The organism is Rhodanobacter sp. OR92, assembly GCF_000427545.1.
Lineage (GTDB): Bacteria > Pseudomonadota > Gammaproteobacteria > Xanthomonadales > Rhodanobacteraceae > Rhodanobacter > Rhodanobacter denitrificans.
The window spans coordinates 1-23,974 of sequence record NZ_KE386556.1 but is presented as its reverse complement, the minus strand read 5'-3'; the positions used below and the strand labels follow the sequence as shown (position 1 = coordinate 23,974).

23 protein-coding genes, 1 tRNA gene and 1 rRNA gene are annotated in these 23,974 nt (G+C 64.9%); 13 read left to right on the top strand and 12 right to left on the bottom strand.

Going from position 1 to position 23,974, the window contains the following annotated elements:
• Nucleotides 1–72 precede the first annotated feature (72 nt).
• Genes RHOOR92_RS0111875 through RHOOR92_RS0111860 form a run of 5 tightly spaced genes read right to left on the bottom strand, consistent with a single transcriptional unit; the run spans nucleotide 73 to nucleotide 3,959 of the window.
• Entirely contained in the window at nucleotides 73–1,071 is a 999-nt protein-coding gene (locus tag RHOOR92_RS0111875) for a FecR family protein (RefSeq protein ID WP_027490306.1), read from the bottom strand.
• A gap of 22 nt (nucleotides 1,072–1,093) precedes the next feature.
• Nucleotides 1,094–1,735: an RNA polymerase sigma factor gene (locus tag RHOOR92_RS18770; protein ID WP_155950240.1), complete on the bottom strand. Its 642-nt coding sequence runs from the start codon at nucleotides 1,733–1,735 to the stop codon at nucleotides 1,094–1,096.
• Nucleotides 1,736–1,745: 10 nt separating this feature from the next.
• A complete protein-coding gene (locus RHOOR92_RS19335) occupies nucleotides 1,746–2,030 on the bottom strand; it encodes a DUF1156 domain-containing protein (protein ID WP_081660234.1) in 285 nt (94 codons plus the stop codon).
• Nucleotides 2,027–2,683 (bottom strand): RloB family protein, encoded by a 657-nt coding sequence (locus tag RHOOR92_RS19330; protein WP_255326683.1) that lies wholly within the window; start codon nucleotides 2,681–2,683, stop codon nucleotides 2,027–2,029. Before RHOOR92_RS19330 ends, RHOOR92_RS19335 begins: the two co-directional genes overlap by 4 nt.
• A gap of 7 nt (nucleotides 2,684–2,690) precedes the next feature.
• Nucleotides 2,691–3,959, bottom strand: a complete 1,269-nt coding sequence (locus tag RHOOR92_RS0111860) for an ATP-binding protein (protein WP_027490305.1) — start codon at nucleotides 3,957–3,959, stop codon at nucleotides 2,691–2,693.
• On the opposite strand from RHOOR92_RS0111860, the gene RHOOR92_RS19680 reads away from it, so the two are divergent.
• Nucleotides 3,958–4,242: a hypothetical protein gene (locus tag RHOOR92_RS19680; RefSeq protein WP_155950239.1), complete on the top strand. Its 285-nt coding sequence runs from the start codon at nucleotides 3,958–3,960 to the stop codon at nucleotides 4,240–4,242. The two genes, RHOOR92_RS0111860 and RHOOR92_RS19680, sit on opposite strands and share 2 nt — an antisense overlap.
• 866 nt (nucleotides 4,243–5,108) lie before the next feature.
• Here the strand turns inward: RHOOR92_RS19680 and RHOOR92_RS0111855 are convergent.
• Nucleotides 5,109–5,185: transfer RNA gene (locus tag RHOOR92_RS0111855), tRNA-Met, on the bottom strand.
• Between the two features lie 182 nt (nucleotides 5,186–5,367).
• Between RHOOR92_RS0111855 and RHOOR92_RS0111850 the strand changes: the two genes are divergently transcribed.
• From RHOOR92_RS0111850 to ampE, 9 genes are all read left to right on the top strand, one after another.
• Complete coding sequence (locus tag RHOOR92_RS0111850) at nucleotides 5,368–5,928, top strand: RNA pyrophosphohydrolase (protein WP_007513850.1); 561 nt, start codon at nucleotides 5,368–5,370, stop codon at nucleotides 5,926–5,928.
• Nucleotides 5,929–5,993: 65 nt separating this feature from the next.
• Nucleotides 5,994–6,191, top strand: coding sequence for a (2Fe-2S)-binding protein (locus RHOOR92_RS18765; RefSeq protein WP_037115451.1), 198 nt, complete (start codon nucleotides 5,994–5,996; stop codon nucleotides 6,189–6,191).
• 128 nt (nucleotides 6,192–6,319) lie between these two features.
• Entirely contained in the window at nucleotides 6,320–6,790 is a 471-nt protein-coding gene (bfr, locus tag RHOOR92_RS0111840; protein WP_007513847.1) for a bacterioferritin, read from the top strand.
• Between the two features lie 106 nt (nucleotides 6,791–6,896).
• A complete protein-coding gene (locus RHOOR92_RS0111835) occupies nucleotides 6,897–7,652 on the top strand; it encodes a DUF6776 family protein (protein ID WP_007513844.1) in 756 nt (251 codons plus the stop codon).
• Nucleotides 7,639–8,070 (top strand): polymer-forming cytoskeletal protein, encoded by a 432-nt coding sequence (locus RHOOR92_RS0111830; RefSeq protein WP_015449117.1) that lies wholly within the window; start codon nucleotides 7,639–7,641, stop codon nucleotides 8,068–8,070. Before RHOOR92_RS0111835 ends, RHOOR92_RS0111830 begins: the two co-directional genes overlap by 14 nt.
• 45 nt (nucleotides 8,071–8,115) lie before the next feature.
• On the top strand, nucleotides 8,116–8,484 hold the full coding sequence (gene erpA / locus RHOOR92_RS0111825) for an iron-sulfur cluster insertion protein ErpA (protein ID WP_027485805.1): 369 nt from the start codon (nucleotides 8,116–8,118) through the stop codon (nucleotides 8,482–8,484).
• 11 nt (nucleotides 8,485–8,495) lie between these two features.
• On the top strand, nucleotides 8,496–9,470 hold the full coding sequence (nudC, locus tag RHOOR92_RS0111820) for an NAD(+) diphosphatase (protein ID WP_027490304.1): 975 nt from the start codon (nucleotides 8,496–8,498) through the stop codon (nucleotides 9,468–9,470).
• Between the two features lie 63 nt (nucleotides 9,471–9,533).
• Complete coding sequence (locus RHOOR92_RS0111815; protein WP_027490303.1) at nucleotides 9,534–10,223, top strand: hypothetical protein; 690 nt, start codon at nucleotides 9,534–9,536, stop codon at nucleotides 10,221–10,223.
• 62 nt (nucleotides 10,224–10,285) lie between these two features.
• Nucleotides 10,286–11,152 (top strand): regulatory signaling modulator protein AmpE, encoded by an 867-nt coding sequence (ampE, locus tag RHOOR92_RS0111810; RefSeq protein WP_027490302.1) that lies wholly within the window; start codon nucleotides 10,286–10,288, stop codon nucleotides 11,150–11,152.
• 9 nt (nucleotides 11,153–11,161) lie between these two features.
• On the opposite strand, the gene RHOOR92_RS0111805 is transcribed toward ampE, so the two are convergent.
• Nucleotides 11,162–13,036, bottom strand: a complete 1,875-nt coding sequence (locus RHOOR92_RS0111805) for an MFS transporter (protein ID WP_027490301.1) — start codon at nucleotides 13,034–13,036, stop codon at nucleotides 11,162–11,164.
• Between the two features lie 173 nt (nucleotides 13,037–13,209).
• On the bottom strand, nucleotides 13,210–16,236 hold the full coding sequence (locus tag RHOOR92_RS0111800; protein ID WP_027490300.1) for a TonB-dependent receptor: 3,027 nt from the start codon (nucleotides 16,234–16,236) through the stop codon (nucleotides 13,210–13,212).
• 276 nt (nucleotides 16,237–16,512) lie between these two features.
• Between RHOOR92_RS0111800 and RHOOR92_RS0111795 the strand changes: the two genes are divergently transcribed.
• A complete protein-coding gene (locus tag RHOOR92_RS0111795; protein WP_027490299.1) occupies nucleotides 16,513–17,076 on the top strand; it encodes a helix-turn-helix transcriptional regulator in 564 nt (187 codons plus the stop codon).
• Between the two features lie 72 nt (nucleotides 17,077–17,148).
• Here RHOOR92_RS0111795 and glyS read toward each other — a convergent pair whose 3' ends face one another.
• Together glyS and glyQ are read right to left on the bottom strand one after the other, a co-directional pair.
• Nucleotides 17,149–19,296 (bottom strand): glycine--tRNA ligase subunit beta, encoded by a 2,148-nt coding sequence (glyS, locus tag RHOOR92_RS0111790; RefSeq protein WP_027490298.1) that lies wholly within the window; start codon nucleotides 19,294–19,296, stop codon nucleotides 17,149–17,151.
• Complete coding sequence (gene glyQ, locus RHOOR92_RS0111785; RefSeq protein ID WP_027490297.1) at nucleotides 19,293–20,216, bottom strand: glycine--tRNA ligase subunit alpha; 924 nt, start codon at nucleotides 20,214–20,216, stop codon at nucleotides 19,293–19,295. The genes glyS and glyQ overlap by 4 nt, the downstream gene beginning before the upstream one ends.
• A gap of 97 nt (nucleotides 20,217–20,313) precedes the next feature.
• Between glyQ and RHOOR92_RS0111780 the strand changes: the two genes are divergently transcribed.
• On the top strand, nucleotides 20,314–22,134 hold the full coding sequence (locus RHOOR92_RS0111780; protein ID WP_027490296.1) for a GspE/PulE family protein: 1,821 nt from the start codon (nucleotides 20,314–20,316) through the stop codon (nucleotides 22,132–22,134).
• A 32-nt stretch (nucleotides 22,135–22,166) separates the two neighbouring features.
• The gene (locus RHOOR92_RS0111775; RefSeq protein WP_027490295.1) at nucleotides 22,167–22,895 is read left to right on the top strand and encodes a glutamine amidotransferase; all 729 of its coding nucleotides are present in this window, start codon (nucleotides 22,167–22,169) and stop codon (nucleotides 22,893–22,895) included.
• Between the two features lie 4 nt (nucleotides 22,896–22,899).
• On the opposite strand, the gene RHOOR92_RS0111770 is transcribed toward RHOOR92_RS0111775, so the two are convergent.
• On the bottom strand, nucleotides 22,900–23,583 hold the full coding sequence (locus tag RHOOR92_RS0111770) for a rhomboid family intramembrane serine protease (protein ID WP_027490294.1): 684 nt from the start codon (nucleotides 23,581–23,583) through the stop codon (nucleotides 22,900–22,902).
• A gap of 178 nt (nucleotides 23,584–23,761) precedes the next feature.
• A 5S ribosomal RNA gene (gene rrf, locus RHOOR92_RS0111765) occupies nucleotides 23,762–23,875 on the bottom strand.
• Between the last annotated feature and the right edge of the window lie 99 nt (nucleotides 23,876–23,974).

Genomic DNA, 23,974 nt, shown 5'->3' with positions numbered 1-23,974 from the left:
CGGCGGGCATGCCGGACTCCTGATCTGCTGATGCGCACGGGGATGAAATCCCTACCTACACGGGGAAACGTTCTACCTGTGTCGAAGCACTATCTCTCCCGGTGTGTGGCGGTCGATGCGAATCGGCCAGCCGTATTCCAGCGACAACAGGAACGAGTGCTGGTCGCTGGCTTTGAAACTGCCACTTATTGGCAACGTGCCCAAGCTGGGGTCGCCCAGGCGCAATGGAACGCTGCTGTAGCGGTTCATTTCCGCCACCAGGCGTGCCAGTGGCCACTCCCGCACGACCAGCATGCCTTCCGTCCAGCCACGGGCCCTGGCCAGTTCGGTATCCGCCAAGCGCTCGGGCGTACCGAGACGGCCATCCGATTGGATGGCGACGCGCTCACCGGCCTGAAGCGTCACCTGCTCGGGACCGACCTGCTTCGCGTCGCCTGACACCACGACCTGCCCTTTCAGCAAGGTGACAGTGTCGACACCGCCCGCCGCCCGCACCTGGAACTGTGTGCCGGTAGCGGTGACGGTGCCGCCGCCGACGTGCACGACGAACGGCCGTGCCGTGTCATGGCGCACCTGAAAATCGGCCTGCCCTTGCAGCAGTGTCAGCCGGCGCTCGCGCTTGCCGTACTGCACTTGCAGGTCGCTGTTCGTGTCGAGCACGACGTGAGAGCCGTCATCCAAGGCCAGCGTACGTTGCTCGCCCGTCGCGGTGGCGTAGGCGACCGTCGGCACGTTCCCCGGCTTCCGCCACACGTAGTAGCCAACACCGATCGCCAATACGAGGCAGGCAGCCATCGCCAACGCCGGAGTTGCACGCTGTCGCCATGAGCGTTCGGGTGGCAAACGACGCGCCTGGTACAGGAGGTGTTCCAGGCTCGGATCGGTGCCAAGCGAGGCGCCGCGCTGCCAAACGTCTTCCACCATACGATAAGCGACGTCGTGTATCGGCTCGGCGATACGCCAGTGCTCGAAGGCTTCGCGCTCATCAACACTGCAGTCGCTCGACTGCAGACGCAAAAACCAATGCTGTGCGGCCCTGCGAACCTCGGGTTGGATGTTGCCGCCGGTCATCGGATTCGGTCCATGCGGGTGTTCATGTAGATGCACCGGAATCCCAAACCCCTGCCTTGTCGCACAACGTAGCCAGCGCGATCGCGAGGTGCTTTTCGACCGTTTTCACAGAAATGCCGCACCTGCGCGCGACCTCGCCCTGGCTCAAGCCGTCGATCCGCACCAGCACGAACACCTGTCGGCAACGCGGCGGCAGCGACAACATGGCCTGGCGCAACCACGCCTGCTCCTGCGCATGCTGGATCGCCACGTCGAGCGGCGGTGCAGGGTCCGCCAGCTCGATAGCTTCCACCTGCACGTTCTGCTTGTCCCGATGCGACTGGCTGCGCCGGTATTGCTCGTTGAGCAGGTTGCGGGCGATGCGGTAGAGCAACGGTCGCCATGCTTCGGCCGGCTCGCTATCGCGATAGCGGAGCAGCCGCGTCAGGCTCTCCTGCGCGATGTCGCGAGCATCTTCCTCGCCGGTGCGCAGACGCAGGAACTTCAATAACGGGGTGTGCTGCTCGCGCAGGAACGCGTCGAAACCGTGCAAGCGATCGCGCGGCTCTTCGTCCGCGGAGAAGTCCCGCGGCATTTCCATGAGGCTGTCGTACCCGTGGGCCATTTCGCGCTGCTGCCTATCGTCGACGAGCGAATCTTTAGCCCACTGGCCGGTGCTGCGCAACGCGTTCGCTTCAGAATGCCAGCAACTGCCGGAAGGCGATCTGTATACAGATGCGCGAGCATCTGGAATCCCTACCTTTTGGGCCTTGCGAATGAACAGGCCAACCGGGGTCGTTGACCATCTGCGCAAACAGCACCGCACGCGCCGCCGCTGGCGGACGCTGCGCCCACCACTTGTGCAGGGTTGTTGGATACCCGGCTGGCGCTTTTCTCTTGCGAAGCGCTGACTCTTCATTGATGTCGTCCAGCGGTAGCGCGACTTCGATGAGTTTCTTGGGGGATTTGATCGGAATCATCGAACCTTGTTCTCGGCCAGCTGCAGGAGATAGCGGATCAAGTCCGGCATCTTGGTGGTGGGGTTGTTGGTGGCGGCATCGTGTGCTGCGCGGTTGGCACGATCGGCACGCTCCAACGCATCCTGCAGATGAGCGTGAGTTTGAGCATAGAGGCCTTGTACACCCTTGTTGTAGTTCGACAACGCAGGAACAACCCGCAACCGTGGTTCGACATCCGCAAAGCGCGGCATGTCTGCCGTGCTGTACTGAAAGTGCAACAGAATCCAGTATTCGAAACAGGGGACGGACGTTATGGCCTCGAAGCGCGCCGCGCCCAACTTGCGCCGACCTTCGCGGCGAACAAGAGCGCTGTCGCGAACGCGTTGCACAGCGGCATCGAAAGTGGTGTGTCCATCGCGATCGAATACGCAGAAGACACGGTTGTAGTCTGGGTCTTTTTTAAACAATTCCAATGCGTACTCAACCACGGAGTGAGGTGCAGACCCGCCATCGCCGGTGATCTGTACGTTTGCGCTACTGAGCTGGTGATGGGCGATCAGCTCGCGCAAATAGTTCGGCTCCGTCTTCGAGCCTTCACAAACGATCAGGACGCGATCGTAAGGCTCGCGTCGAGGCTCGCGACGCTTCAGTGCCTCCCTGCTTCTGGGGCGCACCACGTCGTCAGACCTTCAACTCGCCCACGAACGGCAACGCGCCATAACGACCCTGAAGGTAGCCATGCGCATAGTTTTCCTCCTTGCGCGGGCTGAACTCGGTAAGGGGGTAAAGGTGGCTCTGCAGGTCGCGCCCTTTTTCCACAAACCACACTTGGTCGCGACGGAAAATCTCACCGTCGAGAACGCTGGTGTCGTGCGTGGAAAACACCAGTTGAGCGCCTTTGGTGTTGATGGCGGGATCATGGAACATTGCCAGCAGGTGGCGCATCAGCACTGGGTGCAGGCTCGTGTCCAGTTCGTCAATCAGCAGCACGTAACCGTTTTGCAGCACGTCCATCCACGGCCCGGCTATCGCAAACAGCTTCTGCGTACCGCCAGACTCATCGTTGTAGCCAATCTGGGCCTCGTCGCCTTCGGCAGACCTGTGGGTAAAACGCACATCGTAAATTTCGGTCGGGCCAAAGGTGATCTGCACGCGGGGTTGCGCTGCGGCATCGGTTGTTGGCGGAAGACTGGGCATGTCGATCTTCTTTTTGTCGATCTGCACATCGGTAATGCCAAGATCTGCAGCGGCGAGAAATTCGACTGTACGGCTTTTCCAAAGTGGGTCGGTCATGCACCGCTGGATGGAGAAATTCACCTCGAAACGAGCGTACGGAATGACCGGCTTCAGCCGCGTCGAGAGCCACTCGAACGGTGCCATCAACGGCTCGGCATTCAACTGCACGGCCGTGGACAACAACAGCGAGACCTCGCGGGTTGCGTCTTGCCAGACTTTCTTTGGACCGGCCAGGTTTGGGCCGAAGTACCACTCCGTTTTCTGTTTGTCGGCGTTCCAGCGACGTTCGAACCAGCGTTGCTGTCGCCCCTCGGGCCACGCGTACAGCCACTCGTCATGAATACGATCGCGCGACAGCGAGAATCCGTATTGGTAGCGCACACCTTTGTGCACAAACACCATCTCGAATTCACTCGGCGTGCCGGCGGCTTGCCCGGAGAACGCGAAGGGAGCGGCATTGATCTGGCTTCCCGGCGCGATCTGCGCAGATTCCTGAACTAGCTGCCACATGAAGCCCATCGCAAGCAGCAGGTTGCTCTTGCCAGCCGCATTGGGACCATAGATCACCGCCGAGCGCACCAGCTCGGGCGTGGCGGGTGCGGCAGGGTCAAACACGTTGTGCTCGCGATGCTCCTTGCCACTGGCAGCCACCATGCTCAAAGTTTGGCGTTCGCGAATGGAGCGGAAGTTGGCGACACTGAATTCAACCAGCATGATTGCCGTTCCTTGCCAATTTCATGGCATTTTTTGTGCTAGATCTGCAATTTTATTCCTCAAATTGACTTTTCGCCAGCGTCAAGACGGATTCCAGCAGGCGCGCCTCCTCACGTGCATCTACGGGCTCCGAACCGCGAAATTGTCTAACCATCTGTTTTCAAAGCACTTGATACCAAGCAACGAACTCATCGAACTCGGACTGGCCGGAAAAAGTCCAGCAATCCGCCGCATCAGGCTTGCCCAAGCGGCAGCCTTGGAAGTTCAAATTGGAGTTACGTGACTCGTCTTCGGCATAGCGACGCTTGTGGTACTTCGCAACGGGTATGGGTAGCTTCGGCCAGCCGGGTCTCGTCGTCGCGCAACAGCATGCGTTCGCCAATCCCACCGGCGAACGTCCGATAGATCAAGGCACGGCATCGGGACCAGCCGCATCGCAAGCCACCACTTCCATGGGGCCTGACGGATCGACACCCACGAGTCGCTGGCCCTTGGCAATGGCTTCGATCTTGAGCATCCGTGGCCCCTGCCATGTTAATGATGAGAATCAATGACCTATAAGCGCAGCCCGCAGCTTGAGCTTCGCGAACCTGCGTAAAAACTGCCATCACAGTCCTGCAGGTTACCTAAGATCGGCCTGATTCTTCACATCGGAATCGCGGCTCGTGCGACTCCTTAGCGTCAACCCGCGCCGGGAGGTCGAGAATGGCCGCTGTTTTTGGTGCGCGGCAAACCCGACCGAAAGATCGGCGATTGCTTGTAAGCAACACAAGATCCCCGCCCGCATTGCCTTTTTGGAAGCTTCGGCTGGGCACTGCCACGCGTAGTGCACAGCCATGTTGGCTTGCATCGCGATGACCATTGAATCTGGTGGCACCATCGATAACGCGCAGTGGTCGCAGATGACGAAACGTCTTCATCGCCAGTGACCGCGCCTCGTGGTCCACGGTGCACGTCGGCGTGCTTCGTGGCCAACAAGTGCTGGGGTCATTTCGATGTTTTTTCGCCGTCTCAACCCGCAGGTTTTGGGCACAGAACTGGGCACAACCGGGCACAGAGTCAAAAATCGGCTCGCCCATCGGCAACGCCGCACCACTAGAGAAAACAAAAAAGCCCATGGAATTCATGGGCTTTTCTGCAAAATACGTATGGTGGCTATGGGTGGACTCGAACCACCGACCCCAGCATTATGAGTGCTGTGCTCTAACCGGCTGAGCTACATAGCCTTGGGGGAACCCGCCATGCCGGCATCGGAACGATGCGGGCGGGGCGCGGCAGTTTAGTCGGGTAGCCCGGCAGGTTCAAGCCCGCCGCTTGCCGCTGCTTCGCGCGCTGTGGTTGAATCGGCGGCAGGAGCTCCGCTGCGGTCTTGTCGGCCATGCCGCGCCGTTCGGCCCCAGGAGGCGACATGATTGATGTAGATGGCTATCGTCCGAATGTCGGTATCGTGCTGCTGAACGCGGACGGCCGGCTGTTCTGGGCGCGCCGGATCAATCGCGACGGCTGGCAGTTCCCGCAGGGCGGCATGCGCTCGGACGAGACGCCGCTGGAGGCGATGTACCGCGAGCTGGAAGAGGAGACCGGGCTGGCCGCGCACCATGTCGAGGTGATCTGCGCCACGCACGGCTGGCTGCGCTATCGCCTGCCGAACCGTTACGTGCGCCATCACCAGCGGCCCACCTGCATTGGCCAGAAGCAGGTCTGGTTCCTGCTCAAGCTGGTCGGCGACGAGGATGCGCTGAAACTGGATGCCAGTGAGAAACCGGAGTTCGACCTGTGGCGCTGGGTCGACTTCTGGTACCCCGCCGCACACGTGGTCAACTTCAAGCGGCAGGTCTACGAGCGGGCGCTGCGCCACTTCGCGCCACTGGTCGAGGATCTGTTCGGCGTCCAGCTGGGCAGCCTGCCGCCGCGCGACGAGGCCGGCAGCCCACCCACCGGGCCGCGCGACGGGCGTGCCGCCGCCTGAACCGATTGTCGCAGCCGACCGGTTGATTGTTGACAATCATTCGCATTCGCGTTGCAATGCGCGCCATGTACATCTGCATGTGCAACGCCGTCACCGACCACACCATCCGCCGCGAGGCGGCCGATGGCGTGCGCACCTTCGCCGAACTGCAGGCCCGCACCGGCTGCTCGGACTGCTGCGGCGGCTGCGAGCGGGAAGCACGCACCACATTCGACCAGGCCTTGTCGCAAGTCACCTGCCGGCTGCCACTGGCCGCCGCCTGAGCCTCGCCTTCCGCGGTGTCGTGCGGGTGGGGGCCTCCTGCCGTACGCAACCCTTGTCGCTTCCCGATTCCAGCCGCCGCGACACCGAGTTTGTATAGTCGGCACTGTCTTCGAGCGGAGTGGAAGTCATGAAGGGTGATGCCAAGGTCATCGGGTTCCTCAACAAGGTGCTCTACAACGAACTGACCGCGATCAACCAGTATTTCCTGCATGGCCGGATGCTGAAGAACTGGGGTTACGCCGAACTGGCCGAGCACGAGTACAAGGAATCGATCGAGGAGATGAAGCACGCCGATCATCTGATCGAACGCATCCTGTTCCTCGACGGCCTGCCGAACCTGCAGCACCTGGGCAAGCTGCGCATCGGTGAGAATGCGCTGGAGTCGCTGCAGGGCGACTTGGAGCTGGAACTGGCGGCGGTAAAGGATCTGCGCGAGGCGATCGCCTGCAGCGAAGGCGTCGCCGACTACGTCAGCCGTGACCTGTTCAAGGACATCCTGCACGACGAGGAAGCCCATATCGACTGGCTGGAAACCCAGTTCAGCCTGGTCAAGGACATTGGCGCAGAGCGCTACCTGCAGAGCAAGCTGCAAGGCTGAGCCGCGCGACCACCTGTCCATCGGCGGCACGCCGAAGCGTGTCCCCGTTCCTTGACGCTTTTGTCACGCCGGGGCTATACCTCTGGTTTTCCCCGGAACGCGCCGCATGGCCTCACGACCACCTCCGCGCTTCGTCGTGCGCCGGCACGACGACACCGATCAGCGCCGGCGCTGGCTGTGGCTGGGCCTGGCCTGGCTCGGCAGCCTGCTGGCAGTCGGCCTGACCGCTGGCACATTGATGCGGCAGGCGAATGCCCCGGCGGCCGTGGACCATCGCCAGCAACGTGCCCTGCTCGGCCAGATCGACGATTTGAAGCAGCAGGTGGCCAACCTGCAGCGTGCAGCCCAGGTCAACGAGGTCGCCACCCGTTCGCTGCGCGGCACCCTGGCACAACGCGAGGAGGAGCTGAATGGCCTGCGCGCCGACCTCGGATTCTATTCGCGCCTGGTCGGCGGCGACGCCCAACGGCAGGGGCTGAAGCTGCAGGAAGTGAAGTTGCAGCCGATCGTCGGCTCGCGCGGCTGGAACCTCAGCCTCAGCCTGACCCAGAACGCCAGGCGTGGCGACGAGATTGCCGGCAACGCCCTGGTCAGCGTGGAAGGCCTGCGCGGCGACCAGGTGACGCGGCTGGACTGGCCGGCGCTGGGCGATGCCGCGCAGAAGGACGGCCTACCGTTCCGTTTCACCTATTTCCAGCAATTGCACGGCACCATCGTGCTGCCGGCGGATTTCCGTCCGACGCGATTGCGTATCAGCATTCAGCCCGCCGGCGGCGAGCCGGTCAACCGTGCCGTCGCCTGGGGCGCCGCGCTGAGCGGAAACATCACCAACACTGAAGGGGACCGCGATGCTCAACCGTAGACGCAGCGATCGCAGCGATCGCAACCACAGCAGCCACGAGACCAGCCTGATCGCCCGCGGCACGGTGATCCGCGGCGACCTGCGCTTCAGCGGCGCACTGCACCTGGACGGTCGCATCGAAGGCAGCGTGCTGGGCGAGGGCGAGGACGCCGTGTTCACGCTCAGCGAGCACGGCCACGTGCACGGCGAAATCCACGTGCCGCAGGCGGTGATCAACGGCCACGTGACCGGCGACGTCAACGTCAGCGTGCGGCTGGAACTGGCGCCGCAGGCATGCATCGACGGCGATCTGCGTTATCACACGATGGAGATGGCAGCCGGCGCGCAGGTCAACGGACGCATCTCGCGCCAGGCCGGGGACGCTCCGCGCGAACTGCCCGCGCCGGATGCCGAACTGGACGAGGCGATGCCGGCCTGACGCGGTATGCTTGGCTACAGTCCGCCCGCCCCCATCTAGATGACCATGGAAACTTTCGTCGCGATTCCCGATTACCGCAGCAGCGGCGCCCCGCTGGTGTTCACCGCCGCCGCTGCGCACAAGGTACATGAGCTGATTGCCGAGGAGGGCAATCCGGCGCTGAAGCTGCGCGTGTACATCTCCGGCGGCGGCTGCTCGGGCTTCCAGTACGGCTTCACCTTCGACGAGGCCCAGGCCGAGGACGACCTGGCGATCGAGCGCGACGGCGTGACCCTGCTGTGCGACCCGCTGTCGCTGCAATACCTCGGCGGCGCGCAGATCGACTACGCCGAGAACCTCAGCGGCGCGCAGTTCGTGATCAGCAACCCGAACGCGAAGACCACCTGCGGCTGCGGCTCCTCGTTTTCGGCCTGAGGGCGCCACCGATGGATCGGGCCGTGCAGCCCCCGCTGAACACCTTCGCCGGGCTCAGCCTGGTGCTCGATCGCGTCGCCGAGTCGCGCGACGAGTCGGGCTGGATCGTCGAACAGGCCCGCTCGCCGCACGCGCGATACCTGCTGCTGGACGGCGCCGGTGAAGCCTTCCTGCGCCGCGACGGCGATGCGCTGCGCTGGCTCGACGCGAACGAACGCGAGCAGTGGTTCGGCGAGCAGCGCGCCAGCCTGCTCGGCGTCGCCTACGAGCGCCCGCACTTCCTGCTGGTGACGGACGACCCCGCGCGCCTCGCCGAGCTGGAGCACGCGCTCGACGCCCGCCGCATGAGCCTGCGCGGCGCCGGCTTGCAGCTGGCGGCAGACGAGGCCAGCCTGTTCGCCTATGCCAAGGGCCTGTCGCACTGGCAACGCGAGACGCGCTTCTGCACCCACTGCGGCGCGCCGCTGCTGCTGGTCGCCGCCGGCCACCGCGCGCAATGCACCAACCCCGACTGTGCACGGCTGCACTTCCCGCGTACCGACGCCGCCGTGATCATGCTGGTCGAGCACGACGGCGCCTGCCTGCTCGGTCGCCAGGCCGGCTGGCCGCCGGGGCGCTACTCCACCCTGGCCGGCTTCGTCGAACCGGGCGAGGCGCTGGAGGATGCGGTGCGGCGCGAAGTGGCCGAGGAAGCGGGCGTGATCGTCGACGAAGTGCGCTACCACTCGTCGCAGCCATGGCCGATGCCGGCCTCGCTGATGGTCGGCTTCATCGCCACCGCCGCGTCGCGGCGGATCCGCATGCGTGACCACGAACTGGAAGACGCGCGCTGGTTCACCCCGCAGCAGATTGCCGACGGCATCGCCGACGGCAGCTTCCTGCCCTCCACGCGACTGTCGGTGTCCTATCAGTTGCTGGCGCACTGGTTGCGGCAGCGTGCGGGGCTGGACCTGGACGCGCTGGTCGCCGACACCTCGCCACGCTGATTCCCGGCGCGAACTTCGCGCCGACCCGCCGGTCCCAGCCGCATCCACCACGACGGATCGGCGATGGCGCACGGAAGCACCCCGCATTACGGCCGCGAGTCTTCGCGTGCGCGCTCCTGGCGGGCCGCATGGCGCCGCGGCGCCATCCTCGGCAGCGTCACGGCGCTGCACCTGCTCGCCTTGGCGCTGGTGCTGCGTCCCGCGCTGCCGTACAGGGCGGCACGCACCGCCGGCCACGACAACGGCGAGGCACTGCAGTTCAGCTTCGTCGCACGGCCCGGCAGGCCACGATCCGCCAACCCGCCGCCACGACCGCCACGACCCCGGACGATACGCCTGGCAAGGTCGGCGGCGGCGCTGCGAGCACCGGGCGCTGCCGCGCCATCGCAGGCGGTCGTCGCCACCTCGCCGGCAAACGTGCCGGACCGCTCCGGCGACTACCACGCCGCCATCGCTGGTGCGGGCAATTCGCCATGGGCGTCGCGCGTGCGCCTGCCGGGTTCGGACATGCCGCCGCGCGCTGGTATCCAGCTGCGCACCGCGCCCAGCGTGCGGCAGGTCGTGCACGCAATGACCACCGCCAGCCGCTGCATGTACGAACGCATGAAGATGGAGCGCAGCGCCAACCAGTTCGTCACGCACCAGCTGGTGGAACGTGCGCTCGGCGCCGACGGCTGCGGCCCGCAGGTCGACCATGCGGCAGCCGGCAATGCCGTCGACGCGATCTCGCGCCGCGCGATTTTCGGCAACTGAGCGCTCCGCCTGCTGCCGGCGCGTCGCTTACAATGCCGGCACTGTCCGCGAGTTCCCCCGTCATGGCCATCCGTCTGCTCGTCGCCCTCGTTGCCCTCGGCCTGCTGCACGTGATGCCGCAACTGGCGCGCTGGCGCGGCGACAGCCTGTTTCGCCGCTGGGTGGCGCAGCTGGCGGATACCGGCGGCGGCGGTCGCGTGGCACTGGCCCTGCTGTTGCCGCTGTTCCTGTGCGCGCTGCTGGAATGGTTGCTCGGGCGTTCGCCGCTGGGCGAGCTGCTGCCGTTGCTGTTTGCGCTGACGGTGCTGCTGTACTGCTTCGGCCCGCGCGAGTTCGAGTCCGACCTGGAGTCGATCCTGGACGCCCCGGACGGCGCCCGTCGCGAAGCCGCGGCGCAGGCGCTGGCCGATGACGGCCAGCCGATTGCCTGGAACGCACCGGCGCTGGGCGAGGCGATCGCCTATGCCGCATTGCGCCGCCGCTTCGCCGTGTTGCTGTGGTTCTTCCTGCTCGGCCCGGTCGGCGCACTGGGGTACCGGCTGGCGCAGACGCTGGGCCGCGACGCGCTGCGGCTCGACCCGGACAGCCGCCGCGCCGCCGATCACGTGGCCAACGCACTGGACTGGCTGCCCGCGCAGCTGCTGACCTTCACCCTGGCCGTGGTCGGCCATTGGGAGGCGGTGATCGGCGCCTGGCGGCGCTGGCACAAACAGGCTGCTGCGACCAGCTGGTATGCGGCCGGCCCAGGTTTCCTGGGCGCCGCGGCGCAAGCCGACGTGCTGATCGACATCGAGGCCGGCGACGGCTACGCCGAGGAACACGGCGATCCGCTGGCCGAATTGCGGCGCCTGCGCAGCGCACTGCTGCGCGCGCTGCTGGCGTGGCTGAGCGTGGTGGCCCTGGTCGTGATCGGCGGCTGGATCGGCTGAGTCGTCCGCTCAGGCCAGTTCCCCGCGCAGCTCGCGTACCCGCGCCTCGAGCGTCGCCGCCGAGACCTGCGCGGGTTCCTGCGGCGCATCGACCACCAGTTCCACCCGCGCCCGGAACCGCCGCGGCAGGCGCGCGCGACGCAGCATCGAGTCGCGTCGGCTCCACACGCTGCCCCACAGGCCGCGCAGCGCCATCGGCACCACCGGCACCGGTCGCCGCGCCAGGATCTTTTCCACGCCGGGGCGGAACGGCGCGATCTCGCCATCGGCGGTCAGGCCACCTTCCGGGAAGACGCACACCACCTCGCCTGCCGCCAGCGCCGCGTCGATCGCGTCGTAGGCCTGCTGCAGTACCGCAGGATCCTCCTTGTGGCCGGCGATCGGGATCGCTCTGGCAGTGCGGAACACGAAGCTCAGCACCGGGATGCTGAAGATCCTGTAGTACATCACGAAGCGCACCGGCCGGCGCAGTTTCGCCATCAGCAGCAGCGGGTCCATGAAGCTGACGTGGTTGCAGACCAGCAGCGCCGGCCCCTCCCAGGGAATCCGTTCAGTGCCGTCGGCGCGTACCCGATACAGCGTGTTCACCAGCACCCAGGTGATGAAGCGCATCACGAACTCGGGCACCAGGGTGAAGATGTACCAGGCCACCAGCACGTTGAGCAGCGCCGCGGCGAGGAAGATCTGCGACGCATCCAGCCCCAGCGCACCCAGCCCCAGGCCGAAGCCGGCTGCCAGCACGATCAGCAGCGCATTCAGGATGTTGGTGCCGGCGATGATCCGCGACAGTTTTTCGCGCGGCGCGCGGGCTTGCACGTAGGCGAACAGCGGCACCACGTAGAGGCCGGCGAACACGCCGATCAGGGTGAGGTCGAGCACGACGCGCCAGCTGCCTGCCGCCTGCAGGAAGGCCAGCCAGTCCAGCCCGCGCACCGCCACCATGCCGTGCCGCGCGAAGTAGAGTTCGACGCCGAACGCGGTCAACCCGAACGCGCCCAGCGGCACCAGGCCGATCTCCACCCGCCGGCCCGACAGCTTCTCGCACAGCAGCGCGCCGAGGCCGGTGCCGATCGAGAACAAGGTCAATACTAGGGTATTGACCGAACCGTCGCCGCCCAGCGTCTCGCGCGTGTAGATCGGCAGCTGCGCGATCAGCACCGTGCCGAAAAACCAGAACCACGAGATGCCCAGCACCGCGTTGAACACCGGGCGATCGGCGCGGGTGATCGCCAACACCCGCGCGGTCTCGCTGAACGGGTTCCAGTTGAACTTCAGTTCTGGCGCAGTCGCCGGCGCGGGCGGGATGCGGCGCGAGGCCAGGTAACCGGCCACCGCCACCGCGATGGTGGCGCCGGACGCCAGCAGCGGCCCCACGCCGGCCACCAGCATCAGCGAATTGCCGGCGATCATGCCGACCAGCATCGCCATCTGTGTACCCATCTCCACCAATCCGTTGCCACCGACCAGTTCGGCCGGCTTCAGCGCCTGCGGCAAAATCGCGTACTTGATCGGTCCGAACATGGTCGAGTGCATGCCCATCATGAACAGGACGATCAGCAGCAGCGTGGTGTGATGCGTGTAGAAACCGTACGCGGCCAGCGCCATTGCGCCGATCTCGAACAGCTTCACGTAACGAATGATCCGGCTCTTCTCGTACTTCTCGGCCAGCTGCCCGGCGGTGGCGGAGAACAGGAAGAACGGAATGATGAACAGTGCCGGCGCCAGGTTGGTATACAGCGACACCGTGCGATCGCCCAGCCCCATCTGGAACGCCACCAGCATCACCAGCGCATTGCGGAACGCATTGTCGTTGAACGCCCCCAGCGCCTGGGTCCAGAAGAACGGCGCGAAGCGCCGCTTGCCCAGCAATGCGAATTGGCTCATGCGATGCCCTGGGTTGGTACCGTCACGCCCACCGCGGAGCGTGCGGCAAGTATTGCCGCGTGTGGCTTGCGGACACAACCAGGCACAAAAAAACGCCACCCATCAAGGGTGGCGTTTCTTCAAGGCAAGTTCAGAGCATCAGAGCAGCATGCTCGTCCCTTGGTTCGTGTTGCTTAGTAGTCGTACGTCATGGAGAGACGCACGTATCGCGGCGACTGGAAGTAGGTGCCGAGACCATAGGTGTTCGAAACCGTGCCCACGTCGGTCTGCGAGCGCGGGGTCGTGTTGGTAACCCGACGCTGGTTGAGTACGTTGAAGACATTGAGCGAGAAGCCCAGCTTGTGGTCGGCGAACGCTGGACGGTAGGCCACCGCCAGATCGATCTTCTCCGTCCACGGCGTATTGCCCACCGCACCCGGACCGCTGGGCTCGCCGAAGCAGAAGTGGTAGTCGCCACCATAGCCGATCGGATCCGTCTGGTTGGCACCAAAGCGACCCAAGCAGGTCTTCGGTGTACCCGACTGGATGCGCGCCGCTCCGGAGACCAGCCATTCCGGCGTGATCTGGTAGCTGCCCCGGATCTTCAACTGGTGCCGGCGGTTGTTCGCCAGCAGGCCACCGCTGGCGATCATCAACTCGGCTGCATCCCAGTCTTCCGTCTTGGACACGTCATCCTGGCCCAGGTCGGAACGCACCTGACCCTCGGTGTTGCCCCAGCTCCGCGAGAACGTGTAGTCCACGCGTGCCTGCCACTTGCCGTTGAACGGATGTTCCAGGTACATGTCGAGCGCGTAGTACTTGCGCTTGGCACCCTGGTTGAAGCCCCAGTCAGCCTGCGACATCTGGACGCTCTTGTAGCCGCCATTCGAGTCGTTGAGCAGGAAGGTGTTGGTGCGGCCCGGGTTGAAGATGTAGCAGCTGTGGATGTCGAGTGTGGAGGTGTCGACACCCTGCGCGATCAGCTTGTCTTCGATCTTGCCGCCGTCGCAGACGTCATCGATTGCAGTCTGCAGCTTGCGGTAGGTTGCCTTCGCACCATAGGCCCAATCCGAGCCCAGCGTTTTGTCGAAACCGAGAATGGCCTCATCCTGATACTGCGACTTCAGATCGGTCGGGGCGAAGGTCTTGTTGTCCGGCGCGATACCGTATTCGCCGTTGGCCGATACCGGGCCTGGGCCCAGCGCGGTCAGACCGGTCGGGGCGCCGGTTACCGGGTCAATACCGGTGTAGGTGGAGTACTCGCGCGTGAAAGTGGAGGCAGAGGCGCCACGAATGGCCACGCTGTTGGGTAGCGCGAGGAAGTAGCGACCGAGGTTGCCGTAAACCTTGAACGAGGAGTCCCCGAACACGTCCCAGCTGGCGCCCAGACGCGGGGCCCACTGGTTCTTTTGATCGACGTACGGCTTGGCTGCGCTGTTGTAGTTGGTGAAGTGATCGTTGCGCACGCCCAGTTTAAGCATTACGTTGTCGCTGACCTGCCAAGTGTCTTCCAGATAGAACGCTTTCTGCTTGACCGACATGCTGGTGGTGGTCTTGAAGATGTACTTCTGGACGTAGTAGCCATTGCCGCCCGGGGCACCGACGCCGAGGGCGGAATTGATCGGCGCGGTCGGCTTGCCGGACTTGCTGTAGATCCAGAGGTAACCCGGGCCACCCATGTCCTGGCCCTGGTTGTGGGCGAAGTAGGACTGGTTGTCGATACCTAGGGCGAGGTGGTGATCACCCAGCCGGTATTCCAAGTCGGCGCGCAGGCCGCGCGTCTTGCTGCCCGCATCTGGCGTGGTGGTCACGTAATCCGTAACACCGTTGCGAATCGGGGTGCCGCCGGTGATGGCCGGATTCTGGTTGGTCACGCCCGAGAGGAACGGCAGTGTCGCGCTGAGCCCCGGGATGACGGTGTAGTTCTCGGTCTTGCTCTTGCCGTAAGTCACCGACAGCGTCAGGTCATCGGTGATGTAACCGGTGTACTTGGCGATATCGTACCTGTTGGCATCCTTGGTCGAGGTCGGATGACCCGTGATCCCGGCGCTGTGCAGGCCCGTGGCGTAGTTGTAGTTATACAGGTCGCCGCTGTAGGACGTGTTGCTCTTGATGTGGGTGTATTCCAGGATGTTGCTGTCGTTGATGTTCCAGTCGAACTTGGTGTACAGCTTGGGCAGGCTGTACTTGTACTGGTTGACCGTCTGCACGCCAGCGGCGGAGGTTGAGGTGCTCGTACCCTGCTGCTTTTCGGCCTCGGCCGACACGAACATGTACAGGCGGTCACGAATCAGCGGGCCACCGACATAGGCCGAGTAGACCGTGTCCCAGCTGGTGTTGTTCTTGCGGTTGCGGTAGATCGTGCCCGGCAGGTTCGGGTTGGTGTAAACATAGCCCGACGGCAGCTGATTGTTCGGGTAGTAGATGTTTTCCGGATCATTGGCCAGCGACTTCGGAGCCCAGCTGACCTGCGCACCGAAGTGCCATTCGTTGGTACCGCGCTTGCCGACCTGGCTGATCACGCCGCCATCCGAACGACCATACATGGCGCTGTAGCCACCGGTGTAGGTTTCCTGCTGGTCGATCGAGCCATACGGCAGACCAACACCACCCAGGGCTTTCAGCGGATCGGTCGTGTTGAAGCCATTGATGTAGTACGCATTCTCGGTGACGCCGGCGCCGCCGAACGAAACCGTGCGACCAAAAGCGCCGTTACCGGCGACCGCGCCCGGAGCCAGCAGGGCGATCGACTCGGCGTTGCGGCCGATCGGCAGCTTGGCCAGTTCCGGGGCGGTGATGACCGTGCGCGAATCAACCGAGGAAACGTCGATCACGGGAAGTGCATTGGCCTGAACCGTCACCGCGCCCAAGTTCTGGGCGTTTTCCACACTTGCAAAGGACACCGCCGTACCAGCGCCAACGACAATGTTGACATTGTCACGCGAGTCAATCGCCACGCCGTCCTTCTTGAGGGTGACCGTGTAGGTGCCGAGCGGAAGATTGGCAATGCGGTAGCGTCCGGTGCTGTCAACAGCAACCTCGCGGGTAATACCGGTGGAGCCACTCACCGTGACGGTCTCGCCGGATGCGGCTGGCGCCTGGCCGAAGATGCTGCCGGTGGTCGCCTGACCCAAGGCCAGACCGCTGAAGCCCAAGCCCAGCGCCAGAGCGAGTGCAGTGCGCTGCAGCTGCCCCGCCTTGAAATTTCTACGCGAATTCATCAGTGGTGACTCCCCATGGTTCGGCCCGAGCCATCCGGGCACAAGAAACTTTTTTGTGTTCGTGGCATCCAAGGGCGGCATCCCGGAAACTATGCAAGCCCACGCCGATCCACATGATTTAGACTAGGTTTCCTACGCGGACAGATCACGTAAGTTATTGCGACGTTAGTTCAAGAAAACACGTAGGTCAACACTTCCCTAACGTTCTTTTTCGGCGCTTTTCGCTTGACTTGCGGCATAAACTTACGCTAGACCCCACCCACGGCGGTACTCTCGATGGATATGCAAACCCCCATGGCCTCGCAACCGGCAGAAACCTTCGCCGAACGTATCAAGTTGCTGATCCAGCGCGTGGGCAGCGCCACGGAAATCGCCCGAATGTGTGGCTTCTCCGAGGGCGTGGTGCGCAGTTGGCGTGATGGCAACACCGATCCGTCACGTGCGCGGTGCGTGACGCTGGCCAAGACGCTGGGCATTTCGCTGGTCTGGCTGGTGGCCGGCGAGGGGACACTGCAGGTCGATCCCGCACCCACCGGGATGGATGAGCAGTACAGCTCGGAAAAAGCCACGCCGCACCGCTCCCAGGCTCAGCTGCCCGCTGTCGGTCACATGGCCGCCGCCACGGCGGTCGATGCGCAGCGGCTGGACACTGCCGTACGCATGCTGCAGTCGGAGCTGAGTTTGGCCGACAGCCGTCTTTCGCTGTCCGAGAACACCGACCTGCTCAGTCAGCTCTATGAGATGCTCGGTCCCGGCGGCTCGCATGTGGACCCGCTGGCCATGGTGACTTTCAACCAGCGGCTCGCCGAGCGGATTCGTCGGGAACGCAACACGGCCTGATCCATCCAACACCTGGTTGCGACAGGGAAGGTGTGGCAGCCCGCAGGCTGCCACACTTTTTCGTACGGGCGTTCAGAGCAGGGCGATATCGGCGATGGCGCCGAACTGGGATTTCAGCTGGCCCAGCAGCGCCAGCCGATTGGCGCGCACCATCGGATCGTCGGCATTCACCAGCACACTGTCGAAGAATGCATCCACCGCTGTTTGCAGTTGTGACAGGCGTGCCAGCGCCGCGGTGTAATCGCCGGCGGCCAGGGCGGCGGCGCTGTCGTGCCGTGCCGAGGCCAGCGCATCAGCCAGTTCGCGTTCCGCATCCGCCTCGAAACGCGTCGGGTCGATGGTTCGGCCGATCGGGGGCGCACCGGGCTCGTCCGCATGCTTGCGCAGAATGTTGGCGACCCGCTTGTTGGCTGCCGCCAGGCTGACCGCCTCCGGGCAGCGGCTGAACTCGGCCACCGCACGCAGGCGGCCGTCGAAATCGGCCAGGCTGACCGGCTGCACCGCCAGCACCGCTTCAAACTGCGCGTTGTCGAAACCCTGCTCGGCGTAATAGCCGCGCAGGCGGTCGAGCACGAAGTCGTACAGTTCGTCGGTCAGGATCGCCCGCCGCTGGCCGGCGTTCAGGACCGGCGGCTTGCCGTCCTTGCCCGGTTTCAGGCCCGCCGCCAGCGCCGCGTCCGGCAGCAGTTCCAGCGCCTCGATGAAGCTGGCACGCAGGTCCAGTTCCAGGCCGCCTTCGATCAGGGTGCGCGCCAGGCCCAGCGCGGCGCGGCGCAGGGCAAACGGATCCTTGTTGCCGCCGGGCTTCATGCCGACGGCGAAGATGCCGGCCAGGGTGTCCAGCCGTTCGGCCACGGCCAGCACCTGGCCAAGCCGGTCGGCGGCGATCGCGTCGCCGCCGAAACGCGGCTGGTAGTAGCTGTCCAGCGCCTCGGCCACCGCCGCCGTCTCACCGTCGTGGCTGGCGTAATAGCGCCCCATCACGCCCTGCAACTCGGGAAACTCGCCGACCATGCGGGTCAACAGGTCGCACTTGCTCAAGGAGGCGGCGCGGGTGGCCATGGCGGCATCGACGCCGACCCGGTTGGCGACCACCCGCGCCAATTCGGCGACGCGCACGCTCTTGTCCCACAGGCTGCCCAGTGCCTGCTGGTAGGTGACGCTCTTCAGCTGCTCCTGGTAGCTGGCCAGCGGCGTCTTCAGGTCCTCGTCCCAGAAGAACTTGGCATCGGCGAAGCGCGGCCGGATCACCCGCTCGTAGCCCTTGCGGATCTCGGCCGGATCCTTGCTCTCGATGTTCGCGATGCCGATGAAATGCTCGGTCAGGCGACCGTCGATGTCGAACACAGGCACGAACTTCTGGTTCGCCACCATGGTGGTCACCAGCGCCTCTGGCGGCACGCCGAGAAACTCGCGCTCGAACGTGCAGGCGATCGCCACCGGCCACTCGGTGAGATTGGCCAGCTCGTCGAGCAGCGCCTCGTCGAACCGCGGCACGCCGCCGGTGACTGCGGCGGCCAGGCCGACCTGGTCGCGGATGCGCTGGCGCCGTTCGCGCGGGTCGGCCAGTACGTTGCAGGCGCGCATCGCGTCCAGCCAGCCATCCGCGTCGGCCAGGTGCACCGGCTGCGGGTGCATGAAGCGGTGGCCGCGCGACTTGCGGCCGCTGTGCAGGCCCAGCACGCTGCCGTCGACGATGTCGGCGCCGTGCAGGATCACCAGCCAGTGTGCCGGACGCACGAAGCTATAGTCGTGGTCGGCCCAGCGCATCGGTCGCGGGATCGGCAGCGTCTTCAGTGCCTCATCGATGATTTCCGGCAGCAATGCCGCCACCGGCTGCCCCGGCTTGACCGTGCGCCAGACGAACCAGCCACCCTTGTCGGTTTCCAGCTTCTCCAGCTGCTCGACGCTAACGCCGCAGGACTGCGCAAAGCCGAGCAGCGCCTTCGATGGCCGCCCTTCGGCGTCGAGGGCGGCATTCAGCGCCGGGCCGCGCCGCTCCAGTGCCTGCGGAGGCTGTGTCGCGGCGACCGCAGGGATATACGCGGCCAGGCGGCGCGGCGAGGCGTAAGCCTGGGCCAGGTCGAGACCGGCATCGATGCCGCGTTTGGCCAGGCCGTCGCAGATGCCGCGCAGGAAGGCGGCAGACAGTTCGTCCAGCGCCTTCGGCGGCAGCTCCTCGGTACCCAACTCGATCAGCAGTGACTTGGCGGCGCTCATGCGGCCTGCTCCTTTGCAGTCTTTGACGGCGCATGCCTCAGGCCCGGGAAGCCGAGTTTCTCGCGTTGCGCCACATAGGTCTCGGCCACGCTGCGCGACAGCGTGCGCACGCGCAGGATGTAGCGCTGGCGCTCGGTGACGCTGATCGCGCGGCGCGCGTCGAGCAGGTTGAAGGTATGGCTGGCCTTCATCACCTGTTCGTACGCCGGCAGCGGCAGGTTCGCCCCGATCAGCTGATTCGCGGTGGCCTCGCACACGTCGAACCAGTGCAACAGTTCGGGCACGTTCGCGTATTCGAAGTTGTAGGTGCTCTGCTCCACCTCGTTCTGATGGAACACGTCGCCGTAGGTCACGGTGCCGCGTGGACCATCGGTCCAGACCAGGTCGTAGACGTTGTCCACGTTTTGCAGGTACATCGCCAGCCGCTCGAGGCCGTAGGTGATCTCGCCGGTGACCGGGCGGCATTCCAGCCCACCGGCCTGCTGGAAGTAGGTGAACTGGGTGACCTCCATGCCGTTGAGCCAGACTTCCCAGCCCAGCCCCCAGGCGCCCAGCGTCGGCGATTCCCAGTTGTCCTCGACGAAACGCAGGTCGTGCACCAATGGGTCAAGACCGAGTTCCTTCAGCGAGCCGATATACAGATCGAGAATGTTCTCGGGATTGGGCTTCATCACCACCTGGTACTGGTAGTAATGCTGCAACCGGTTCGGGTTCTCGCCGTAGCGGCCGTCGGTGGGCCGGCGCGAAGGCTGCACGTAGGCGGCAGCCCAGGGCTCGGGACCGAGCGCGCGCAGGAAGGTGGCGGGGTGGAATGTACCGGCGCCGACCTCGGTGTCGAGCGGCTGCAGCAGCACACAGCCCTGCGCCGCCCAGTAGCGGTTGAGGGTCTGGATCACATCCTGGAAAGTGCGTGCGGACATGGTTTTCCGTGACCTTGGGTAAAGCGCGTTAGTATAGCCGCAGCACGGTTTTTCGCCGGATTCCGGTCGACAAGTGCATCGAAGGGGACGCATCCGGATGGCCGCTTCACCACAAATCGCATCCCTGCTCGGCCGCCGTGGCCGACTGGAGCTGGACGAGCTGCTGGCGACGCTGGTGGTCGACGGTTATCTGCTGGCCGATGATGCCAAACAGGTGCGCATGGGTGTCCGGGCCGGCCGCAGCACGGTCGAGCTGCATCCGCTGGTGCTGATCGCGAACGCCAAGCTGGCGAACCAGCACGAAAAGGGCCGACCGCTCAGCCTGGAGGCCCTGACCGAGTGGCTGGCCGGCCACGCCGGTCTGCCTTACCTCAAGATCGATCCGATGAAGATCAACGTCGCCTCGGTGACGCAGGTGGTGAGCCACGCCTACGCCAAGCGCCACCGGATCCTGCCGATCGCGGCCGCGCCAGGCGAGGTGACGTTCGCCACCTGCGAGCCGTTCGAAGCCGGCTGGGCACCCGACCTCGCGCAGATGCTGCGGCGGGACATCAAGCGCGTGGTGGCCAGCCCGATCGACATCAACCGCTACCTGCAGGAGTTCTACGGCGTCCAGCGCTCGATCCAGCTGGCGCAGGACGCCAAGGGCAGCAGCGATGCGTCCTCCGCCATCCTCAACTTCGAGCAGCTGGTCGAGCTGGGCAAGAGCGGCGAAGTCGGCGCCGACGACCGCCATGTGGTGCACATCGTCGACTGGCTGCTGCAGTACGCATTCGAGCAACGCGCCTCGGACATCCACCTGGAGCCACGCCGCGATACCGGGCATATCCGCTTCCGCATCGACGGCGTGATGCAGAAGGTGTTCGAGTTGCCGGCACCAGTGATGACGGCGGTGACCGCGCGCATCAAGATCCTGGCGCGCATGGACGTGGCCGAAAAGCGCCGCCCGCAGGACGGCCGCATCAAGACCCGCTCGTCCTCCGGCCGCGAGGTGGAGCTGCGCATCTCGAACATGCCCACGGCGTTCGGCGAGAAGGTGGTGATGCGCATCTTCGATCCGGATCTGGTGGTGAAGGACTTCGCCCAACTCGGCTTCTCACCCGGCGAGGGCGCCAACTGGCGCAGCATGGTGGAACGGCCGCACGGCATCGTGCTGGTCACCGGCCCCACCGGTTCGGGCAAGACCACCACGCTGTATTCCACGCTGAAGCACCTGGCCACGCCGGAGCTCAACGTGTGCACGGTGGAGGACCCGATCGAGATGGTCTCGCCGGAGTTCAACCAGATGCAGGTGCACGCGGCGATCGACCTGGATTTCGCCGCCGGCGTGCGCACGTTGCTGCGGCAGGATCCCGACATCATCATGATTGGCGAGATCCGCGACCTGGAAACCGCGCAGATGGCGGTGCAGGCCTCGCTCACCGGCCACCTGGTGCTGTCCACCCTGCACACCAACGACGCGCCCAGCGCAGTCACCCGCCTGCTCGACCTGGGCGTGCCGCATTACCTGATCCAGTCCACCCTGACCGGCGTGGTGGCGCAGCGACTGGTGCGCACGCTGTGCCCGCATTGCAAGCGGGCGAGCGCGCAGGACCCGCAGGCCTGGACCGTGCTTACCCACGGCTGGGACATGCCGCTTCCGCCGCAGGTGTTCCAGCCCGTCGGTTGCCTGGAATGCCGCAACACCGGCTTCCTCGGCCGCACCGGCATCTACGAGATGCTGAAGCTGTCGCCGCGGTTGCGCGGCATGATTTCGGCCCAGCTCGACCTGAGCGGGTTCGGCCAAGCTGCCCTGTCCGAAGGCATGCGCCCGCTGCGCATCTCGGCCGCGGATCAGGTGGCGGCCGGACTGACCACCGTGCAGGAAGTCCTCACCGTGTTGCCGCCGATCGACGCGTTCGACGATACTCAACCATAAAGACATTCGATGAAGAACCATCGGTCCTGCGCATGAAACCCGTCCTGATCGTCCGCACCGGCCGTGCGCCCAATCCCATTCGCGCCCGCCACGGTGACTTCCCGCACTGGTTTCGGCTCGGCGCGGGGCTGCATCCGCGGCAACTGCAGGTCATCGATGTCGCTGCCGGCGAAGCGTTGCCGGCACCACGAGAGGTCGCCGGCGCCATCATTACCGGCTCGGCCGCTATGGTCACCGAGCGATCGACGTGGAGCGAACGCACGGCCGGCTGGATTCGCGACGCAATGGACATCGAACTGCCGCTGTTCGGCGTCTGCTACGGCCACCAGCTGATGGCCCACGCGTTGGGCGGACGCGTCGATTATCTGCCAGGCGGGCGCGAGATCGGTACCCAGACCATTGAAGTGTCGATGCTCGCCACCCGGGACCCGCTGGCCGCGTCGCTGCCGGCGCGTTTCCGCGCGCACACCACGCACGAGCAAAGCGTGGTCGAACCGCCGGACAGGGCCGCCGTGCTCGCCCGATCGACGCGGGATCCGCATCAGCTGCTGCGTTACGGACCGCATGCGCTCAGCGCGCAGTTCCACCCGGAGTTCAACGCCGAGGTGATGCGTGCCTACATCCGGCGCAAGCAGGCCGATCTGCGGCTCGAGGGTGCGGATCCCGAGAAGATCTTCAGTGCCGTGGCCGCCACGCCGATCGCCCGCCAGCTGCTACGCCGTTTCTCACGTCACCACCACTGGGCCGTGGCGGCGGGCTGACCATTCAGCCGCGCAGGCGACGCGCGATCGCAGCGCGCGAGAACAGCGCGAAGACCACGCCGAACAGGAAACCGCCGATATGCGCCCACCATACGTAGGCGCCGTAGCTGGGTCCCGCATAGCTGAACAGCAACTGCAGCAGCACCCACAAGCCGATCAGCAGGAACGCCGGCACCCGCACGAACTCCAAATATAGTCCCAGCGGCAGTACCAGGCCGAGTCTGGCACGCGGAAACAGCGCCACGTAGGTGCCGACCACCGCCGATACCGCACCGCTGCAACCGATGATCGGCAGGCGCACTCCCGTGAGGGACAACGCACCGATCAGGTTCGCCACGATTCCACCTACCGCGAACAACAGCAGGAACCGCAGCGAACCCAGCGCGCGCTCGCCCGGCAGGCCGAAGATGGCCAGGAACAGCAGGTTGCTCAGCAAGTGCAGCCAGGTCACGTGGATGAACAGTGCCGTAAACAGCCGCAGCAAGGCAGGGTCGGTCAGCTGCGGCAGCACCGCCTGATGCGGATCGAAGATATTCGCCGGTACCGTGCCCCATTCCAGCAACAGGGACACCCTTTGCGTGGCAGGCGTCAGGGCCAGACCCACGAAGCACATCACGCAGACCGTCACTACCAACAAAGTTGCCCAATGCCAACGCGGACGACGACGTGTTTCAACATGGACAAACAAGAGTCGCCCCCAGACATGCACCGGGCCGTGGTGTGCCAGCCATCATAGGCGATGATGAATGGCCCGCGGCGATGGGATCGGTATTTCGACACCAAAGCCCCCGAGCGTTGCCGTTGGGGGAGTGAGGCTGATAAAGACGAAGGCCTCCCCGGATGGGGAGGCCTTCTAAGGATAAAGCCCCTGGCGGTGACCTACTCTTGCATGGCAAAGCCACACTACCATCGGCGCATGCGCGTTTCACTTCTGAGTTCGGGATGGGATCAGGTGGGACCACGCCGCTATGGCCGCCAGGGAAGGGGTGGGAGCAGCGCTGACGCGCCGGCTCCGCATTTTTGAAGAGTCCGCCACGGATGGCGGGGTTTTGACTCTTCTTTTCGTGAGAGGGATCTCA